This is a genomic window from Mesorhizobium sp. LCM 4577, assembly GCF_001854795.2.
In the GTDB taxonomy this organism is placed as follows: domain Bacteria; phylum Pseudomonadota; class Alphaproteobacteria; order Rhizobiales; family Rhizobiaceae; genus Mesorhizobium; species Mesorhizobium plurifarium.
Genome location: NZ_MDDU01000002.1, coordinates 197521 through 211848, shown reverse-complemented (window position 1 = coordinate 211848; position 14328 = coordinate 197521). Strand labels below are relative to the sequence as shown.

At 64.9% G+C, this 14328-nt stretch carries 15 protein-coding genes and 1 tRNA gene; 11 read left to right on the top strand and 5 right to left on the bottom strand.

All coding sequences use genetic code 11. The features are described 5' to 3' along the window. Positions 1-248 precede the first annotated feature (248 nt). The 3 genes from LCM4577_RS05570 (at position 249) to LCM4577_RS05560 (ending at position 2577) form a co-directional block, all read left to right on the top strand. The gene (locus LCM4577_RS05570; protein WP_071070604.1) at positions 249-2108 is read left to right on the top strand and encodes a DUF882 domain-containing protein; all 1860 of its coding nucleotides are present in this window, start codon (positions 249-251) and stop codon (positions 2106-2108) included. 93 nt (positions 2109-2201) lie between these two features. Beyond that, positions 2202-2275, top strand: a tRNA-Gln gene (locus LCM4577_RS05565). A gap of 125 nt (positions 2276-2400) precedes the next feature. Next, positions 2401-2577, top strand: a complete 177-nt coding sequence (locus tag LCM4577_RS05560; protein ID WP_198540251.1) for a hypothetical protein — start codon at positions 2401-2403, stop codon at positions 2575-2577. Positions 2578-2646: 69 nt separating this feature from the next. Here the strand turns inward: LCM4577_RS05560 and LCM4577_RS05555 are convergent, their stop codons facing one another. Then, positions 2647-3540 (bottom strand): AraC family transcriptional regulator, encoded by an 894-nt coding sequence (locus LCM4577_RS05555; RefSeq protein WP_071033161.1) that lies wholly within the window; start codon positions 3538-3540, stop codon positions 2647-2649. Between the two features lie 144 nt (positions 3541-3684). Here LCM4577_RS05555 and LCM4577_RS05550 point away from each other — a divergent pair, with 144 nt between their 5' ends. Next, a complete protein-coding gene (locus tag LCM4577_RS05550; protein WP_071070603.1) occupies positions 3685-4434 on the top strand; it encodes an SDR family oxidoreductase in 750 nt (249 codons plus the stop codon). A gap of 11 nt (positions 4435-4445) precedes the next feature. Here the strand turns inward: LCM4577_RS05550 and LCM4577_RS05545 are convergent, their stop codons facing one another. After that, a complete protein-coding gene (locus LCM4577_RS05545) occupies positions 4446-5084 on the bottom strand; it encodes a 2-dehydro-3-deoxy-phosphogluconate aldolase (RefSeq protein WP_071070601.1) in 639 nt (212 codons plus the stop codon). 146 nt (positions 5085-5230) lie between these two features. Between LCM4577_RS05545 and LCM4577_RS05540 the strand changes: the two genes are divergently transcribed. The 3 genes from LCM4577_RS05540 to LCM4577_RS05530 all read left to right on the top strand — a co-directional run bounded on the left by LCM4577_RS05540 (position 5231) and on the right by LCM4577_RS05530 (position 8031). Beyond that, on the top strand, positions 5231-6160 hold the full coding sequence (locus tag LCM4577_RS05540) for a rhodanese-related sulfurtransferase (protein WP_071070102.1): 930 nt from the start codon (positions 5231-5233) through the stop codon (positions 6158-6160). A gap of 139 nt (positions 6161-6299) precedes the next feature. Beyond that, entirely contained in the window at positions 6300-7031 is a 732-nt protein-coding gene (locus LCM4577_RS05535) for a tellurite resistance TerB family protein (RefSeq protein WP_071070599.1), read from the top strand. Between the two features lie 238 nt (positions 7032-7269). Next, positions 7270-8031, top strand: a complete 762-nt coding sequence (locus LCM4577_RS05530) for an SDR family oxidoreductase (RefSeq protein WP_071070100.1) — start codon at positions 7270-7272, stop codon at positions 8029-8031. A 12-nt stretch (positions 8032-8043) separates the two neighbouring features. On the opposite strand, the gene LCM4577_RS05525 is transcribed toward LCM4577_RS05530, so the two are convergent. Continuing rightward, positions 8044-9228, bottom strand: coding sequence for a pyridoxal phosphate-dependent aminotransferase (locus LCM4577_RS05525; protein WP_071070099.1), 1185 nt, complete (start codon positions 9226-9228; stop codon positions 8044-8046). A gap of 82 nt (positions 9229-9310) precedes the next feature. Between LCM4577_RS05525 and LCM4577_RS05520 the strand changes: the two genes are divergently transcribed. From LCM4577_RS05520 to denD, 4 genes are read left to right on the top strand one after another with little or no spacing between them, the layout of a single operon-like run. Then, positions 9311-9997, top strand: a complete 687-nt coding sequence (locus LCM4577_RS05520) for a GNAT family N-acetyltransferase (protein ID WP_041004977.1) — start codon at positions 9311-9313, stop codon at positions 9995-9997. Between the two features lie 57 nt (positions 9998-10054). Beyond that, positions 10055-11050 carry a cation diffusion facilitator family transporter gene (locus tag LCM4577_RS05515; protein WP_071032958.1) on the top strand — a complete coding sequence of 332 codons (996 nt, stop codon included), beginning with the start codon at positions 10055-10057 and terminating at the stop codon, positions 11048-11050. Positions 11051-11101: 51 nt separating this feature from the next. After that, on the top strand, positions 11102-11308 hold the full coding sequence (locus LCM4577_RS05510; protein WP_040990031.1) for a hypothetical protein: 207 nt from the start codon (positions 11102-11104) through the stop codon (positions 11306-11308). Between the two features lie 2 nt (positions 11309-11310). Beyond that, on the top strand, positions 11311-12285 hold the full coding sequence (gene denD, locus LCM4577_RS05505) for a D-erythronate dehydrogenase (protein ID WP_071032960.1): 975 nt from the start codon (positions 11311-11313) through the stop codon (positions 12283-12285). 6 nt (positions 12286-12291) lie between these two features. Here denD and LCM4577_RS05500 read toward each other — a convergent pair whose 3' ends face one another. Together LCM4577_RS05500 and LCM4577_RS05495 are read right to left on the bottom strand one after the other, a co-directional pair. Continuing rightward, the gene (locus LCM4577_RS05500; RefSeq protein WP_052468794.1) at positions 12292-13422 is read right to left on the bottom strand and encodes a nickel/cobalt transporter; all 1131 of its coding nucleotides are present in this window, start codon (positions 13420-13422) and stop codon (positions 12292-12294) included. A gap of 157 nt (positions 13423-13579) precedes the next feature. Beyond that, the gene (locus LCM4577_RS05495; protein WP_040990029.1) at positions 13580-14248 is read right to left on the bottom strand and encodes a DUF1007 family protein; all 669 of its coding nucleotides are present in this window, start codon (positions 14246-14248) and stop codon (positions 13580-13582) included. Positions 14249-14328 lie beyond the last annotated feature (80 nt).

Sequence of the window (14328 nt, the reverse complement as noted above, 5' to 3'; positions counted from 1 at the left end):
GTTCTGGCCGAGGCCGGATTCTTGATCTAAACCAGCGGTTTACCACGAAATGCTGTGCATCATTTTTGACGGGATATCGCCACGGTGTTACCGCATTTCGGCTTCAATAAACGATGATTAACCATTAGGATCGATATTCGGATGTGAACACCACGCATCCGTTTGGTCAAATCCGGGGACAAACGGCAGCCTGAAAGCCATTTGATTTGAACAAAATCGAACGACACAAAAACGGGCGGCATTTTCACATGAGCGTCTGGCCGAGGTGGCTGACGTTCGTGATTTTGGCCGCCGGGTTCCTGTCCGCGACGATGCCGGGCGCCAGGGCTGAGGTGCGCACGCTCAAGCTCTATCACCTGCACACGCATGAGAAGGCCGAGATCGTCTACAAGCGCAATGGCCGCTACGATCCGGAAGGCCTGCGCAAGATCAACATCATCCTGCGCGACTGGCGGCGCAACGAGCCGACCAAGATGGATCCGCGGCTGCTCGACCTCGTCTGGGAAGCCTATCGCGAAAGCGGAGCCACCGACTATATCCAGGTCGTCTGCGGCTATCGCTCGCCGTCGACCAACGCGATGCTGCGCTCGCGCAGCCGCGGCGTCGCCGAGAAGAGCCAGCACATGCTGGGCAAGGCGATGGACTTCTACATCCCCGGCGTGCCGCTGAAGAAGCTGCGCAACATCGGCCTCAAGATGCAGGGCGGCGGCGTCGGCTATTACCCGACCTCCGGCTCGCCCTTCGTGCATATGGATGTCGGCAATGTGCGCCATTGGCCGGGCATCAGCCGCCAGGAGCTGGTTAGCCTGTTCCCGAACGGCAAGACGCTGCATGTGCCGAGCGACGGCAGGCCGCTGCCTGGCTATGAGCAGGCGATGGCCGCTTATCAGGCGCGTAAGGGCGCCGGCACGCCCAATATCGAACTGGCCAGCGCCGGTGGCTCGACCAAGCGGTCCGGCGGCCTGTTCGCCTGGTTCCGCGGCGGCGGCGCCGACGAAGCCGACGACGAGGCCGACGACAGCGCCCCGGCGCCGCAGCAGAAGACTGTGAAGCAGGTTCAGGTCGCGAGCGCCGCCACGGCCCGCACCAGCAATCTTCCGGGTATCGCGATCGTTTCGCCGAAGGATGCCAAGCGCGCCAACATCCCGCAGATCGCGGATGACAGCGCCGACGATTCGCAGCAGCCGGAGCAGGATACGCCCGAGACGATCATTGCCGCGCTGCCGCCCAAGGAAGTTCCGCTGCCCGACTTCGCGCCGCGTCCGAAGGTCGATGTCGGCCAGCAGACGCCGCAGAACGTGCCGTTCGCCACGGCCGACGCCTCGGCGACGACGGAGCAGGCGGTTTCGACGGCACAGGCGCCGGTGCCGGACAAGGTTCCGTTCGGCGCCGCCAGCGCCGCCGAGGCCGCGAGCACCGATCCGGCGCAGGTGGCGGTCAACAACATCCCGCTGCCGACCTGGCGCCCCGACCGCTCGACGCCGGCGGAACTTGCGCCGAAGGACAAGAACGTCCTTCTGGCGCTGGCCGAAACGGCTTCGCAGGACAAGAGCGCGACCGACGCGTTCTCCGTGCTGCCGACCGCCCGGCCGCAGCCCGGCAAGCAGGATGAGGTCAAGGCTGTCCTCGAACAGGCCAATGCGACCGTCGGGGTCGACGGCGGCGGCGCCGAATATCAGCTGGCGTCGCTGACCGAACCGGAGCCTCGCTCCGCCTTCAACGATCCGTCAGGCGTCGATGCGGCCTCGCCGCGCAAAGCCATCGCCGCCCTGCCGGCCGGGACCGATCCCGCGCAGGCGATCGGCGGCGGTGTGAAGACGACGGCCAAGGAAGCCAGGGCGTCCGCCCACGACCTGAAGCCAGGACCCAAGGCCATGGTGGTGGCGACGCCGCCGCAGGCCGCGCGCTGGGCGCTGGGCAGCGGCGTCAACATCGCCTCGGTTTCCGACCCGACGACGGCGCCGCGCTATGCCTACAACATCGTGCATACGCCGCCGAGCGAGGTGTACACGGCCGGCTTCCAGGCGGATGGCCAGGTGCCGGACGCAAGCCGTTTCACCGGCAATGCGGTGAAGTTCCTCTCGGTCGCGCGCTTCCAAACGAAATAGGCGAGCCAGCGTGACCACCGCAAAGCCGCGTTGGTCCGCCAGCGCGGCTTTTGTCTTTCGCGGCATGCGCCGCCCGTTTTGACCAGCCGGTCTTCCCGCTTCGTCTAATGGTAGGACAGCGCCCTTTGAAGGCGTGAATCGTGGTTCGAATCCATGAGCGGGAACCAGACTTGGCAATGTCCGAACCGGCGTTTCGTGTGTGCATGTTCACGCCAGGCTGAACTTACCGTGAAGTTGGAACGCCGAGCCCAATGATGGGTTAAAACGGGCTCGTTCCAAACTGAGGATATTCATGAAGAAGATTGTATTGGCGTCAGTTCTGGCGCTGGCTGCGGCATCGGCTGTAGTCGCTCCCTCGCAAGCCGAAACCGTGATCGTCAAGACCGGAAAGCACCATTGCGCGACCAAGCTGGTGACGCATTGGCGTCACCATCACAAGGTGGTCGAGAAGGTCAGGGTCTGCAGATAGTTGCGTTTCAAGACTGCCCCGGTCGGCGCAAGCCGGCCGGTTTAAGAGGATCGCGGCGCGCTTTGGTGCTCAGTCAACTTCCAGCGTGGCCGCTTCGCCCTTGGCCAGAAGCCGCGCGGCGTCGCGCGCAGGCGGCAATCCGAACTGGCGGGCATATTCGCGGCTGAACTGGGAAGCGCTTTCGTAGCCGACGGTGAAAGCAACCTGCGCGGCGCTGCCTGGTTGCGCGATCAGCAGATGGCGCGCTTCGAGCAGGCGAAGCTGCTTCTGATACTGGATCGGGCTCATCGCCGTCGCCGCCTTGAAGTGGCGATGAAAGGCGGCATTGCTCATATGCGACAGCTCGGCCAATTGCGTCACATCGATCGGCTCGTTGTAATGCGCGCGGATCCAAGCGGTGGCGCGGCGGATCTGCGAAAGGCGGCCGTCGGCGCGCGCGAGCTGGCGCAGCTTCTCGCCTTGCGGGCCTTGCAACAGCCTGAATGCGATCTCCCGTTCCAGCATGGGCGCAAGAACCGGAATCTCCGCCGGCCTGTCGAGCAGCCGCAGCATCCGGCGCCATGCGTCGAGCAGCAGGTCATCAACCTGATTGGTCACGAAGCTATCGTCATCGATCGCCGGCTTGTGGTCGATGAGCAGGCCGGCGATCAACTCGGTATCGAGCGCGAAGGCGATGGCCATGTAAGGCCGCGCGGCGCTCGCCTCGATCAACTGGCTGGTGGCGGGTGTCTCGACCGCATAGACGAAATAGCTGCCGGCGCTGTAGGCGAGCGTACGGTCGCCGATCAGCACCGTTTTGGTTCCCTGCAGGACGAACAGCGTGGTCGGCTGGCAAAGCTCGGGCAGCGGCGGCGTCGGAACCTCGCTGCGGCCGATCGTGACGCGGGGAATGGCCGTCTTCGTCCGCCGCCCATTCGCATGGCGGCCGGCGATCGAGATCAGTTCCTGAAGCGCGTCGTTCATCGCTTTCAGCATTGCCGATCCATGGCGGCCAGGCAACCAAGCGGGCACCCAACTGCAAGGATCAGGCAAGAGGCTGAGAGCTTTTGGCGCGCGAAGCGAGCCGGTTCACGTCATCTCTAGGTTCACCGAACAGGAGACATGGACATGACGACGCGAAAGAATGCGCTGGTGACCGGCGCCAACAAGGGCATCGGCTTTGAGACCGCCCGGCGGCTGGCGGCATTGGATTATAAGGTTTGGCTCGGGGCGCGCGACGCCGAGCGCGGCGAAGCAGCGGCGCAAGCGCTGCGCACCGAGGGGCTGGACGTCGAGTGGCTCGCACTCGACGTCGCCAGCGACGGCAGCGTGGCGGCGGCGGCCAAAGCCGTCGCGGCGCAGACTCCCAGCCTGGACGTGCTGGTCAACAATGCCGGCATCGCGCCCGGCTATGTCGAGGCGCTAGGCCCGGATGGCCGCTATGAGCGGCCGCCGAGCCGCGAGGATGTCGCGGACATGAAAGCCACCTACGACGTCAACGTCTTCGGCCCAGTGCGGGTCACCCAGGCGTTCCTGCCGCTGCTCGCGGCATCCCCCGCTTCCCGCATCGTCATGGTGAGCAGCTATCTCGGATCGCTGGCGCGCGCGTCCGGCAACAGCCAGTCGCCCAATGTCATGGGCTATGGCAGCTCCAAGACCGCGCTCAACGCCGTAACACTCGCCTTCGCCAGGGAACTCGCGCCACGCGGCATCATGGTCAATGCCGCCGCGCCCGGCTACACCGCGACGGATCTCAATGCGCACAGAGGCGGCCGCACGGTGCAGCAGGCGGCCGAGATCATCGTGCGGCTGGCGACGCTGGAGCCCGGCGGGCCGACGGGCGGCTATTTCGATGAGAACGGCCCGCTGCCCTGGTAAGCAAGCACGGATTACTTCTTGAGCTTGCTCGCCTCACGCGCCAGCGCTTCGATCTCGTCCCACCTGCCGGCCTTGATGAGATCGTCGGGCGCCACCCACGAGCCGCCGACGCAGATCACGTTGGGCAGGCTCAGATAGTCGGCGGCGTTCTTGGCCGTTATGCCGCCGGTCGGGCAGAATTTCACGTCGGCCAACGGCGAGGCGAAAGCCTTCAGCGACGCGATGCCGCCGGACTGCTCGGCCGGGAAGAACTTCAGGAAGCGAAGGCCGGCTTCGCGCGCGGCCATGATCTCGCCGGGCGTGATGGCGCCGGGCAAAAGCGGCACGGGGCTGTCCTTGGCCGCGTCGAGAAGCTGGCTGGTAATGCCGGGGCTGACGATGAATTTCGAGCCGGCGCTGGCTGCCTCATCGAACTGCCTGGCGTCGAGGATGGTGCCGGCGCCGACGACCGCTTCCTCGACTTCGGCCGCGACGCGGCGAATCGCCTCCAACGCATCGGCCGTGCGCAAAGTGATCTCGATGGCCCTCAAGCCGCCGCGCGAAAGCGCGCGGGCGAGCGGCACGGCATCGGCGACACTGGCGATCTTGAGCACCGGGATAACCGGCTGACCGTTGAGGAGCGACAGGAGCTTTTCGGTCATGCTGGTCATGCTGGTCTCCATTTCGATCATTTTAAACCGATTAGCAGAAGGGTTGATCCAAGTCCACGAAGCTCGGCGTGTCGCGATGCCGCGCACCTGACCGCCCTTCCTGCTTTGCCTTGAAACGGCTTTCACCACGGTCTAGTGGCATAGCCATGACAATAGCCAAGGAAATTCAGCCCGTCCGTGTCGCCGCGCTCTATAAATTTGCCCGGCTCGACGGATACGAGGCCTTGCGCGCGCCGCTCGCAGCCTTCTGCTGCGGGCACGGCATCAAGGGCACGCTGCTTCTGGCGCGTGAAGGCATCAACGGCACCGTCGCCGGCAGCGAGGAAGCGATTGCCGCGCTCGTGGACCATCTGCGGGCCATCGAAGGTCTTGCCGGGCTGGAAGTCAAATACAGCGGCGCCGCCGAGATGCCGTTCCACCGCATGAAGGTGCGGCTGAAACGCGAGATCGTCACCATGGGCGTCGAGGACATCGACCCGGCGACCAGCGCCGGCACCTATGTCGCGCCGGCCGACTGGAATGCGCTGATCTCGGATGCCGATACCGTCGTCGTCGACACGCGCAACGCCTACGAAGTCTCGCTTGGCACTTTCAGGGGCGCGATCGATCCCAAGACCAGTAGCTTCCGCGAGTTCCCGGCCTGGATCGAAGAGCACCGCGAGGAGCTTGAAGGCCGCAAGGTGGCGATGTTCTGCACCGGCGGCATTCGCTGCGAGAAGGCGACGGCCTATGTGAAGTCGCTCGGCCTCAAAAATGTCTTCCATCTCAAGGGCGGCATCCTGAAATATCTGGAGGACGTGCCGGCCGAAGACAGCCTCTGGCAAGGCGAATGTTTTGTGTTCGACGAGCGGGTGTCCGTCTCGCATGGCCTGACCGAGGGCGAAGCGGAGCTCTGCCGCGCCTGCCGCCATCCGCTGACGGTCGAGGACCGGCTGTCGCCGAGATACGCGATCGGCGTTTCATGCCCGCATTGCTTCGAGGCGCGGTCCGATGCGGATCGCGAGCGCTATGCCGAACGCCATCGCCAGGTGGAACTGGCGCAAGCACGCGGTGGCAAGCGTCATATCGGCAATTAGAGCGGCCGGCCCCGCAACCGAAAAGCGGCCCCGTCTTGTAATGTCCCCCATCATTGTAATGTTGATGTGCGGGGCCTACGTCTTGCCGGTCCGAAACCTTGCCCGCGCGCATTTGGCCGGGCCAATTCTGGAGGCATTGATGCTCGACCCCAAGAAGCTGCTCGACGACCTTCTCGGCTCGCAAATTCCCGGCACGGGCTCGACCGTCCGCGACAAGGCGGGGCAGGCGGTACAGATGGCGAAGGACAATCCGCTGGCCGCCGGCGCGCTTGCCGCCGTGCTGCTCGGCACCGGCACTGGACGGCAGGTGACGGGCGCGGCCATCAAGCTCGGCGGCCTGGCGGCGATCGGCGGCCTCGCCTACAAGGCCTACCAGAATTACAAGGCCGGCAATGAACCCGCGCAGGCGCCGGCATCCGGCGAGCCGGAGCTGCTGCCGCCACCGGCCGATACTGCTTTCGATCCCGCGCAGGCGCCGCAAGGCGAGGCCGAGTTCACGCTGACGCTGGTCAGGGCGATGATCTCGGCGGCCAAGGCCGACGGCCATGTCGACGACGACGAACGCAAGAAGATCGCCGACAAGCTCAAGCTCGCCGGCATCGGCGCGGAAGCGGAAAAATTCCTGCTTGCCGAGCTCGAAAGCCCGCTCGATCTCGACACGCTGGTCGCCGGCGCCAAGACCGATGCGCAGAAGCTCGAGCTCTACACCGCCTCGCGACTGACGATCGATCCCGACACGCGCGCCGAGCGCGGCTATCTCGACCTGCTCGCCGGCCGGCTCGGCCTGCCGGACGCGCTGGTCGATCATGTCGAGGCGACTGTCTCGGCGGCAAAGGTGCCGGCGGGCAACGCGCCTAATTCGCCGTGGTGAATCATGTTGGTAAACGCCGCTGCGCACCGCCCTGCTGGTCGTTAATGTTTCGTTAACTCAGCAAGCGCATCATTCTAATCAGTCGGACCGGCTTTTCCTCCTCCCAAGCGCGGTTCAGATCGGGGCGGTCGCCAATGACCGCCCTTTTTGTTGGCCTCTTGTTTGTCGCCAATAGCGGCTTGCCATGATCCACGGCATTTGCGATGCCACGTCTTCCAGGCAAACCGGGAGGACGGCGATGACAGCCATAGCAGAGAAGACCGCCATCGTTACCGGCGCCGGCACCGGCATCGGCAAGAGCGTCGCCACGGCGCTGCTCCAGGCGGGCTGGAACACGGTGTTCTGCGGCCGCCGCAAGACGATGCTGGAAGAGGCGATCGCCGATGCGGGCAAGACGCAGGCCAAGGCATTGGCCGTCGCCTGTGACATCAGCAAGGCCGAGGAGGTCGACGACATGTTCGAGACCGTGCTCGAGGCCTTCGGCCGCGTCGACCTGCTCTTCAACAATGCCGGCATGGGCTACAAGTCGACGCTGATCGACGAGATCCCGGTCGAGGTCTGGAACGATGTCGTCGGCGTCAACCTCACCGGCTCGTTCCTGTGCGCTCGCGCGGCCTTCGGCGCCATGCGACGGCAGAAGCCGATGGGCGGTCGCATCATCAACAACGGCTCGGTGTCGGCCTATGCGCCGCGCCCGGGCTCAGCGCCCTATACGGCGACCAAGCACGCGATCACCGGGCTCACCAGGACTCTGGCGCTCGACGGCCGGCCCTTCGACATCGCCTGTGGGCAGATCGACATCGGCAACGCGCTGACCGAGATGGCGCAGCCGATGACCGTCGGCGTGCCGCAGGCCAACGGCTCGATCGCCGCCGAAGCGGTGATGGACGTGCAGCGCGTCGCCGATGCGGTGCTGCATATGGCTAGCCTGCCGCTCGACGCCAACGTGCTGTTCATGACGGTGATGGCGACGAAAATGCCGTTTGTCGGGCGCGGGTAAGCGCCTGACGGTTCACTTCTTCAGAAACGCCTCGATCCGCTCCAGCGCGCGCAGGATGTTCTCCTCGGAATTGGCGTAGGAAAGCCGGATATAGCCTTCGCCGAGAACGCCGAAATCCGGCCCGCCGATCAGCGCCACGCCGRCGTCCTCCAGCAGCGCCGAGGCGAGCTTCTTGGCCTTCCAACCCGTCTTCGAGACGTTGGGGAAGGCGTAGAAGGCGCCCTTCGGCGTGACGCAGGAGATGCCGGGCAGCGCGTTCAGCCCCTCGACCACGATCTTCCTGCGGTTGTCGAAGGCGCGCATCATCTTCTCGACGTCGTCCTGCGGGCCGTCGATCGCGGCGATGCCGGCAAACTGGCTCGGCGCGTTGACGCAAGACCAGCAGTTCACCGCCAGCTTGCGCACCTTGTCGTAGAGATGGGCGCCCCTGTCGCCGTTCGGCCAGATCGACCAGCCCATGCGCCAGCCGGTCATCGCCCAGGTCTTCGACCAGCCGTTGAGCACGATCAGCCTGTCGCGGATCTCGGGGAAGTTGAGCAGCGAGCAGTGGGTCTCGCCGTCATAGGTCATGACGTCGTAGATCTCGTCCGACAGGATGGCGACCTGAGGGTGCTTCTCCAAGCCCTTGACCAGCTTCTCGATCTCGGCCCGCGGGGTGACGCCACCGGTTGGATTGGCGGGCGAGTTGAGGATCAGCAGCCTGGTCTTCGGCGTGATCAGCGCCAGCGTCTCGTCGGCCGAGAAGGCAAAGCCGTTCTCCTCGCGGATCGGCACCGGCACCGGCGTGGCGCCGGTGAACTCGATCATCGAGCGGTAGATCGGAAAGCCGGGATCGGGGTAGAGGATCTCGGTGCCCGCCTCGCCGAACATCAGGATCGCGGCGAACATGGTCGGCTTGCCGCCGGGCAGGATCATCACATTCTCGGGCGACACCTCGACGCCGGTGGTGGTCAGCGTGCGGCGCACGACAGCCTCGCGGGTGGCCAAGAGGCCGTTTGCCGGCGTGTAGCCGTGGTGGCCGTCGCGCAGCGCCTTGATCGCCGCCTCGACGATGTGCTGCGGCGTCTTGAAGTCGGGCTGGCCGATGCCGAGGTTGATGATGTCGCGGCCCTGATGGGCAAGCGCGGTGGCCCTCGCCAGCACCGCGAAAGCGTTTTCCTCGCCAAGCCGGTCGAAGGCCGCGATCGTGTGGAGCATTTTTCCCGTCCCTGTGGTTCTTTCTGTGAGCGAGCGTTTTTGTGACCGTCCGCCGGGAAAAGTCAACGGATTGGAGTGGCCGGTGTCGGAAGATCTGAAGAAATGGCAGCCGCGCCCGCGGCCGGAACGCAAGGCGATCGAGGGACGCACCGTCAGGCTGGAACCGCTGAGCGCGGCAAAGCATGGCGACGGCCTCTACGAGGCCTCCTCGGTTTCCGATGCCGGCGGACGTTTCGCCTGGCTGCCCGACTACCCGCCGGAAACTCGCGCCGCCTTCCAGCCCTGGCTCGATAAGGCCGAAGCCAGCGAGGATCCGCTGTTCTTCACCGTCATCGACAAGGCGAGCGGCAAGATCGCCGGACGCCAGACGCTGATGCGCATCGACGCCAACAACGGCGTCGGCGAAATCGGCAACATCTATTGGGGTCCGCTGATCTCGCGCAAGCCGGCGGCGACCGAGGCGCAGTTCCTGTTCGCGAAATATCTTTTCGACGATCTCGGCTACCGCCGCTACGAGTGGAAATGCAACAACCGCAACGAGCCTTCCAAGCGCGCCGCCGAGCGCTTCGGCTTCAAGTTCGAAGGCATCTTCCGCCAGCACCTTGTGGTCAAGGGTGAAAACCGCGATACGGCGTGGTATTCGATCATCGACAAGGAGTGGCCGGCCTTGCGCAAAGCCTATGAAGGCTGGCTCGATCCGGCGAATTTCGATAGCGAAGGCGGCCAGAAGCGGCGCCTTGAGGATTTTCGCGCCGACTTCGGTGCGTAGACCACGATCTCTGGAAGCGGAAACCGCTTGCCGGCAAGGTCAGACAGGAGTTCGGCAATGGCGCATGACCACGCTTCGCACGATCATGGCCCGGCCGGTCACAGCCATGGCGCCGGCCATGTGCATGGTTCGACCGACAAGAAGCGGGTCCTGATCGCGGCCTGCCTGACTGCTGGCTTCATGGTCGCCGAGGCGCTCGGCGGCCTGCTCACCGGCTCGCTGGCGCTGCTCGCGGATGCTGGCCATATGCTCGCCGATTCGATCGCGCTCGGCCTTGCCTGGTATGCCTTCCACCTGGCGGGGCGTCCGGCCACCGGCCGGCTCACCTATGGCTTCGCCCGGGTGAAGACGCTGGTCGCCTACACCAACGGCATTGCCATCTTCGTCATCGCGCTCTGGATCGTCTACGAGGCCTGGGGGCGATTGATGCACCCGTCGCCGGTGCTGGGCGGGCCGATGCTGGTGGTGGCGGTGGCCGGCCTGTTGGTCAACATCGCCTCCTTCTTCGTGCTGCATGGCGGAGACCGCGAGAGCCTCAACATGCGCGGCGCCATCCTGCATGTGCTGGGCGACCTGCTCGGCTCGGCCGCGGCAATCGCGGCAGCCCTCATCATCCTGGCAACCGGCTGGACGCCGATCGATCCGATCCTGTCGGTGCTGGTGTCGCTGCTGATCCTGTCGACGGCGTGGTCGCTGATGCGCGAGGCGGCCCATGTCCTGCTCGAAGGCGTGCCGGCAAGCCTCGACCGCGATGTGATCGCCAAGGACATCGAAAGCGCGGTCAAGGGGGTGCGCGAGGTGCATCACATGCATGTCTGGTCGCTCGACGGGACCTCCAACATGGCGACGCTGCATGCCTGCCTGAACGACGGCGTCGATCCGCATATCGCGGTGAGCGCCATCAAGAAGCGGCTTGCGATCAAGCACGGCATCGAGCATGCCACGGTCGAGCCCGAATTCGGACAATGCGCCGACAGCCATGACGAGCATGACCATCACCATGATCACGATCACGCGCATGGCGCGCCTGCCGATCGCCGGCATTATCACTGATCCCGCCGTGACGATGAAACCGAACAGCCTCGAAATGAGGACCGCCCGCTGATGGACCGTGACACAAAAAACGCGGCGATCGCCGCGGCGGTGATATTGCTGCTGTTCGGTCTCGCCGCCTATTTCCTGCCGGCCATCATGCTGGCCGCCGGCAAGGTGTCGACGGTGCTGGCGGCCGCCATCGCCGCGATCTTCATGGTCGGGCTGTTCGTCGTCCTGTGGCTGCGCGGACGCAGCCAGCGCAAGAAAGGTCTCTGAAGATGAGAATTCTAATCACGGGCGCGGCCGGCATGGTCGGCCGCAAGCTTGTCGCGCGGCTCGCCAAGGACGGCATGCTGCGCGGGCAAAAGATAACGGCGCTCGACCTGCACGACATCGTGGCGCCGCAGACGCCGGCGCTCGCCGGCGTCGATGTCTCGATTCACACCGGCGATCTTTCCGCGCCCGGCGCCATGGCGGCCCTCGTGGCTCCGCGCCCGGACGTGATCTTCCACCTGGCGGGCATCGTGTCGGGCGAGGCGGAAGCCAATTTCGATCTGGGCTACCGCGTCAATCTCGACGGCACGCGCGCGTTGTTCGACGCCGTGCGGCTGGCGGCGTTCGCGCCGCGCCTTGTCTTCACCTCGTCGATCGCCGTGTTCGGCGCGCCGTTCCCGGACGTCATCCCGGACGAGTTCCATCCGACGCCGCTCACCTCATACGGCACGCAGAAGCAGATGAGCGAAGCGCTGCTCGCCGATTACACGCGGCGCGGCTTCTTCGACGGCATCGGCATTCGCCTGCCGACGATCTGCGTGCGCCCCGGCAAGCCGAACAAGGCGGCGTCGGGCTTCTTCTCCGGCATCATCCGCGAGCCGCTCGCCGGGCAGGAGGCGATCCTGCCGGTGCCGCGCTCGGTGCTGCACACCCATGCCAGCCCGCGCTCGGCGGTGAATTTCCTCATCCATGCGGCCGAAATCGACGGCGACAAGGTCGGTCCGCGCCGCAACCTCACGATGCCGGGCGTCGCCGTGACCGTCGGCGAGCAGATCGAGGCGCTGGAGCGTATTGCCGGCGCCGAGGTGGCGAGGCGGATCCGCGAGCAGTCCGACGAGACCATATGGGCGATCGTCAAAGGCTGGCCGACGCGCTTCGAGGCGAGGCGGGCGAGGGAACTAGGCTTTGCCGCCGAGAAGAATTTCGACGAGATCATCCTTGCCCATATCGAGGACGAGCTGGACGGAAAGATCGCCTGATAGAGTTCAGACGCCGCCCGACAGGCTGGCCGACAGAAGCAGCAGTCCGACCAGGAAGATGAAGGCGGCCCCGCCGATCTCGACGATCGAATGGATACGGTTGCCGATGCGTCCGTCGCCGGCGAAGTAGACCGCCCAGTTCTTGGCCGTCACGGCGATCGTCGCCAGCGCCGAGACGGTGATCGCGGTGCCGATCGACATCGCCAGCACCGACAGCAACCCGCCTAGCCACAGTCCGTTGAGCAACGCGAAGCTCAGCACGATCAGCGCGCCGGAGCAGGGGCGGATGCCGACGGCGGCCACCGCCGACCAGGCTGTCTTCCAGTCGAAGCGGTCGCCCGACAGCATCGCCGGATCCGGCGCGTGCGAATGGCCGCAGGTCTCGCAGACTTCGCCCGGGCCATGGTCGTGATGGGCGTGGCCGTGCGCGGCGTGATGGTCATGCGCGCCATGATCATGGGCGTGCGCATGCGAATGATCATGATGATCATGATCGTCATGCACGTGCAGGGAGTGCGCGGCGTGCGCATGTGCGTGGGAATGGCCTGCGTGCGAATGGGTATGCGCGTGTCCCGCATGCGAATGGCCCGCATGGGCAGCCGACAGGCTGTAAGCGGGCGTCCTGCCGAACAGGCGCAGGATCGACGGACCAAGCTTGCGCCACAAAAGCCAGGCACCGAACAGCGTCACCAGCACGAAGCTGGAGATTTCCAGGAACCAGGCCGCGTCGGTCATCGAGATCGCGGTGCCCCGCAGCACGAAATAGGCAAGCATCATGACGACCACCGCCGTCAGGCCCTGCAGCAGCGCCGAGACGAAGGAAAGCAGGATGCCGCGCCGCAGCGCCACTTCGTTGGCGACCATGTAGGACGAGATCACCGCCTTGCCGTGGCCGGGGCCGGCGGCGTGGAAGATGCCATAGGCGAAGGACAGGCCGATCAGCAGCCACAACTTGCTGCCGTCCTGGCGCATCGCCTTCATGGCGGCGGCCAGCGAATGGTAGAATTCCTGCTGCCTGAGATTGATCCACATCAGGATATGGGCGAACGGACCCGTAGTGGTCGGCGCCATGCCGTCATTGGTGCCGATGCCGAGCGAGCTCTGGGCATGGGCCACGCCCGACAGATGGGTCGCCATCAAGGCGGCTGCCAAGAGGCCGAGAGCCAGGCGGATATTCGTGGGATGTCCCACGAATATCCGCCTGGATTCCCTTGCTTGTCGCAGGTTCCAATCGCAAAACCGTGCGACACTTTTGCGGAACCTGCTTGCGCGCAGAGAGGGTCTCATCACCAAATCATCCTTCCGGCGGGCAGTTCAACTCGAGCTTGGTGGCGAAGATCTTGCTCATGTCGGTGCCTGTCGGATCGTTGAAGAACGCGTCCGTCAGGGTCTTCTGGTTTTCCTTGATCGCCTCGTCCGGATCCGGCCGGATGACCTTCTTGGTGCATGTCGAGGGCAGGCCTTCGACGGTCATGTTGGCGTCGTCGGTGAAGTCGATCGCGGTGTAGAAGGTCGGATCGTAGACGCCGATGTCGATCTTGCCGGCGAGCTTGATCGGCGTCTTCGGCTGCGACTCGAACAGGATGATCAGCTGGTCGTTGTCGAAATTCGCCATCAGATGCGGCGGCGGCACCATGGGCACGTCCTTGCCGTCCTGGGTGACGAGCTGAAAGTAGTTGAACTCAGCCAGCGAGGAATGGACGGTGTCGGCCACTTCCTTGAGCTCTTTGTCGTCAAGTTTCAGATCGGAGTTCTTGTCGAACTCCATCATCACTGTACTCGAAAACAAATCGTCGAAGCGCCAAAGGTGGCGCAGCGCCGTCACACTTTGGTGATCCTGGCTGAGGATGACGTCGAGCCGGGCTTCGGCGAAGACATGCGGATGGACTTCAGCCTGCTCGACCGAGGCCAATGTGGCCGCAAGGGCCGAAGCCAGCATGGTTGCTTGCCGTTTCAGATGCATTCCGTGCCGCGATTCCATTGACTTCGGGAGCAAGCCCGAGGGTTGACATAAAGCGGGCGAAATTGGGACGCGCTTGGTTT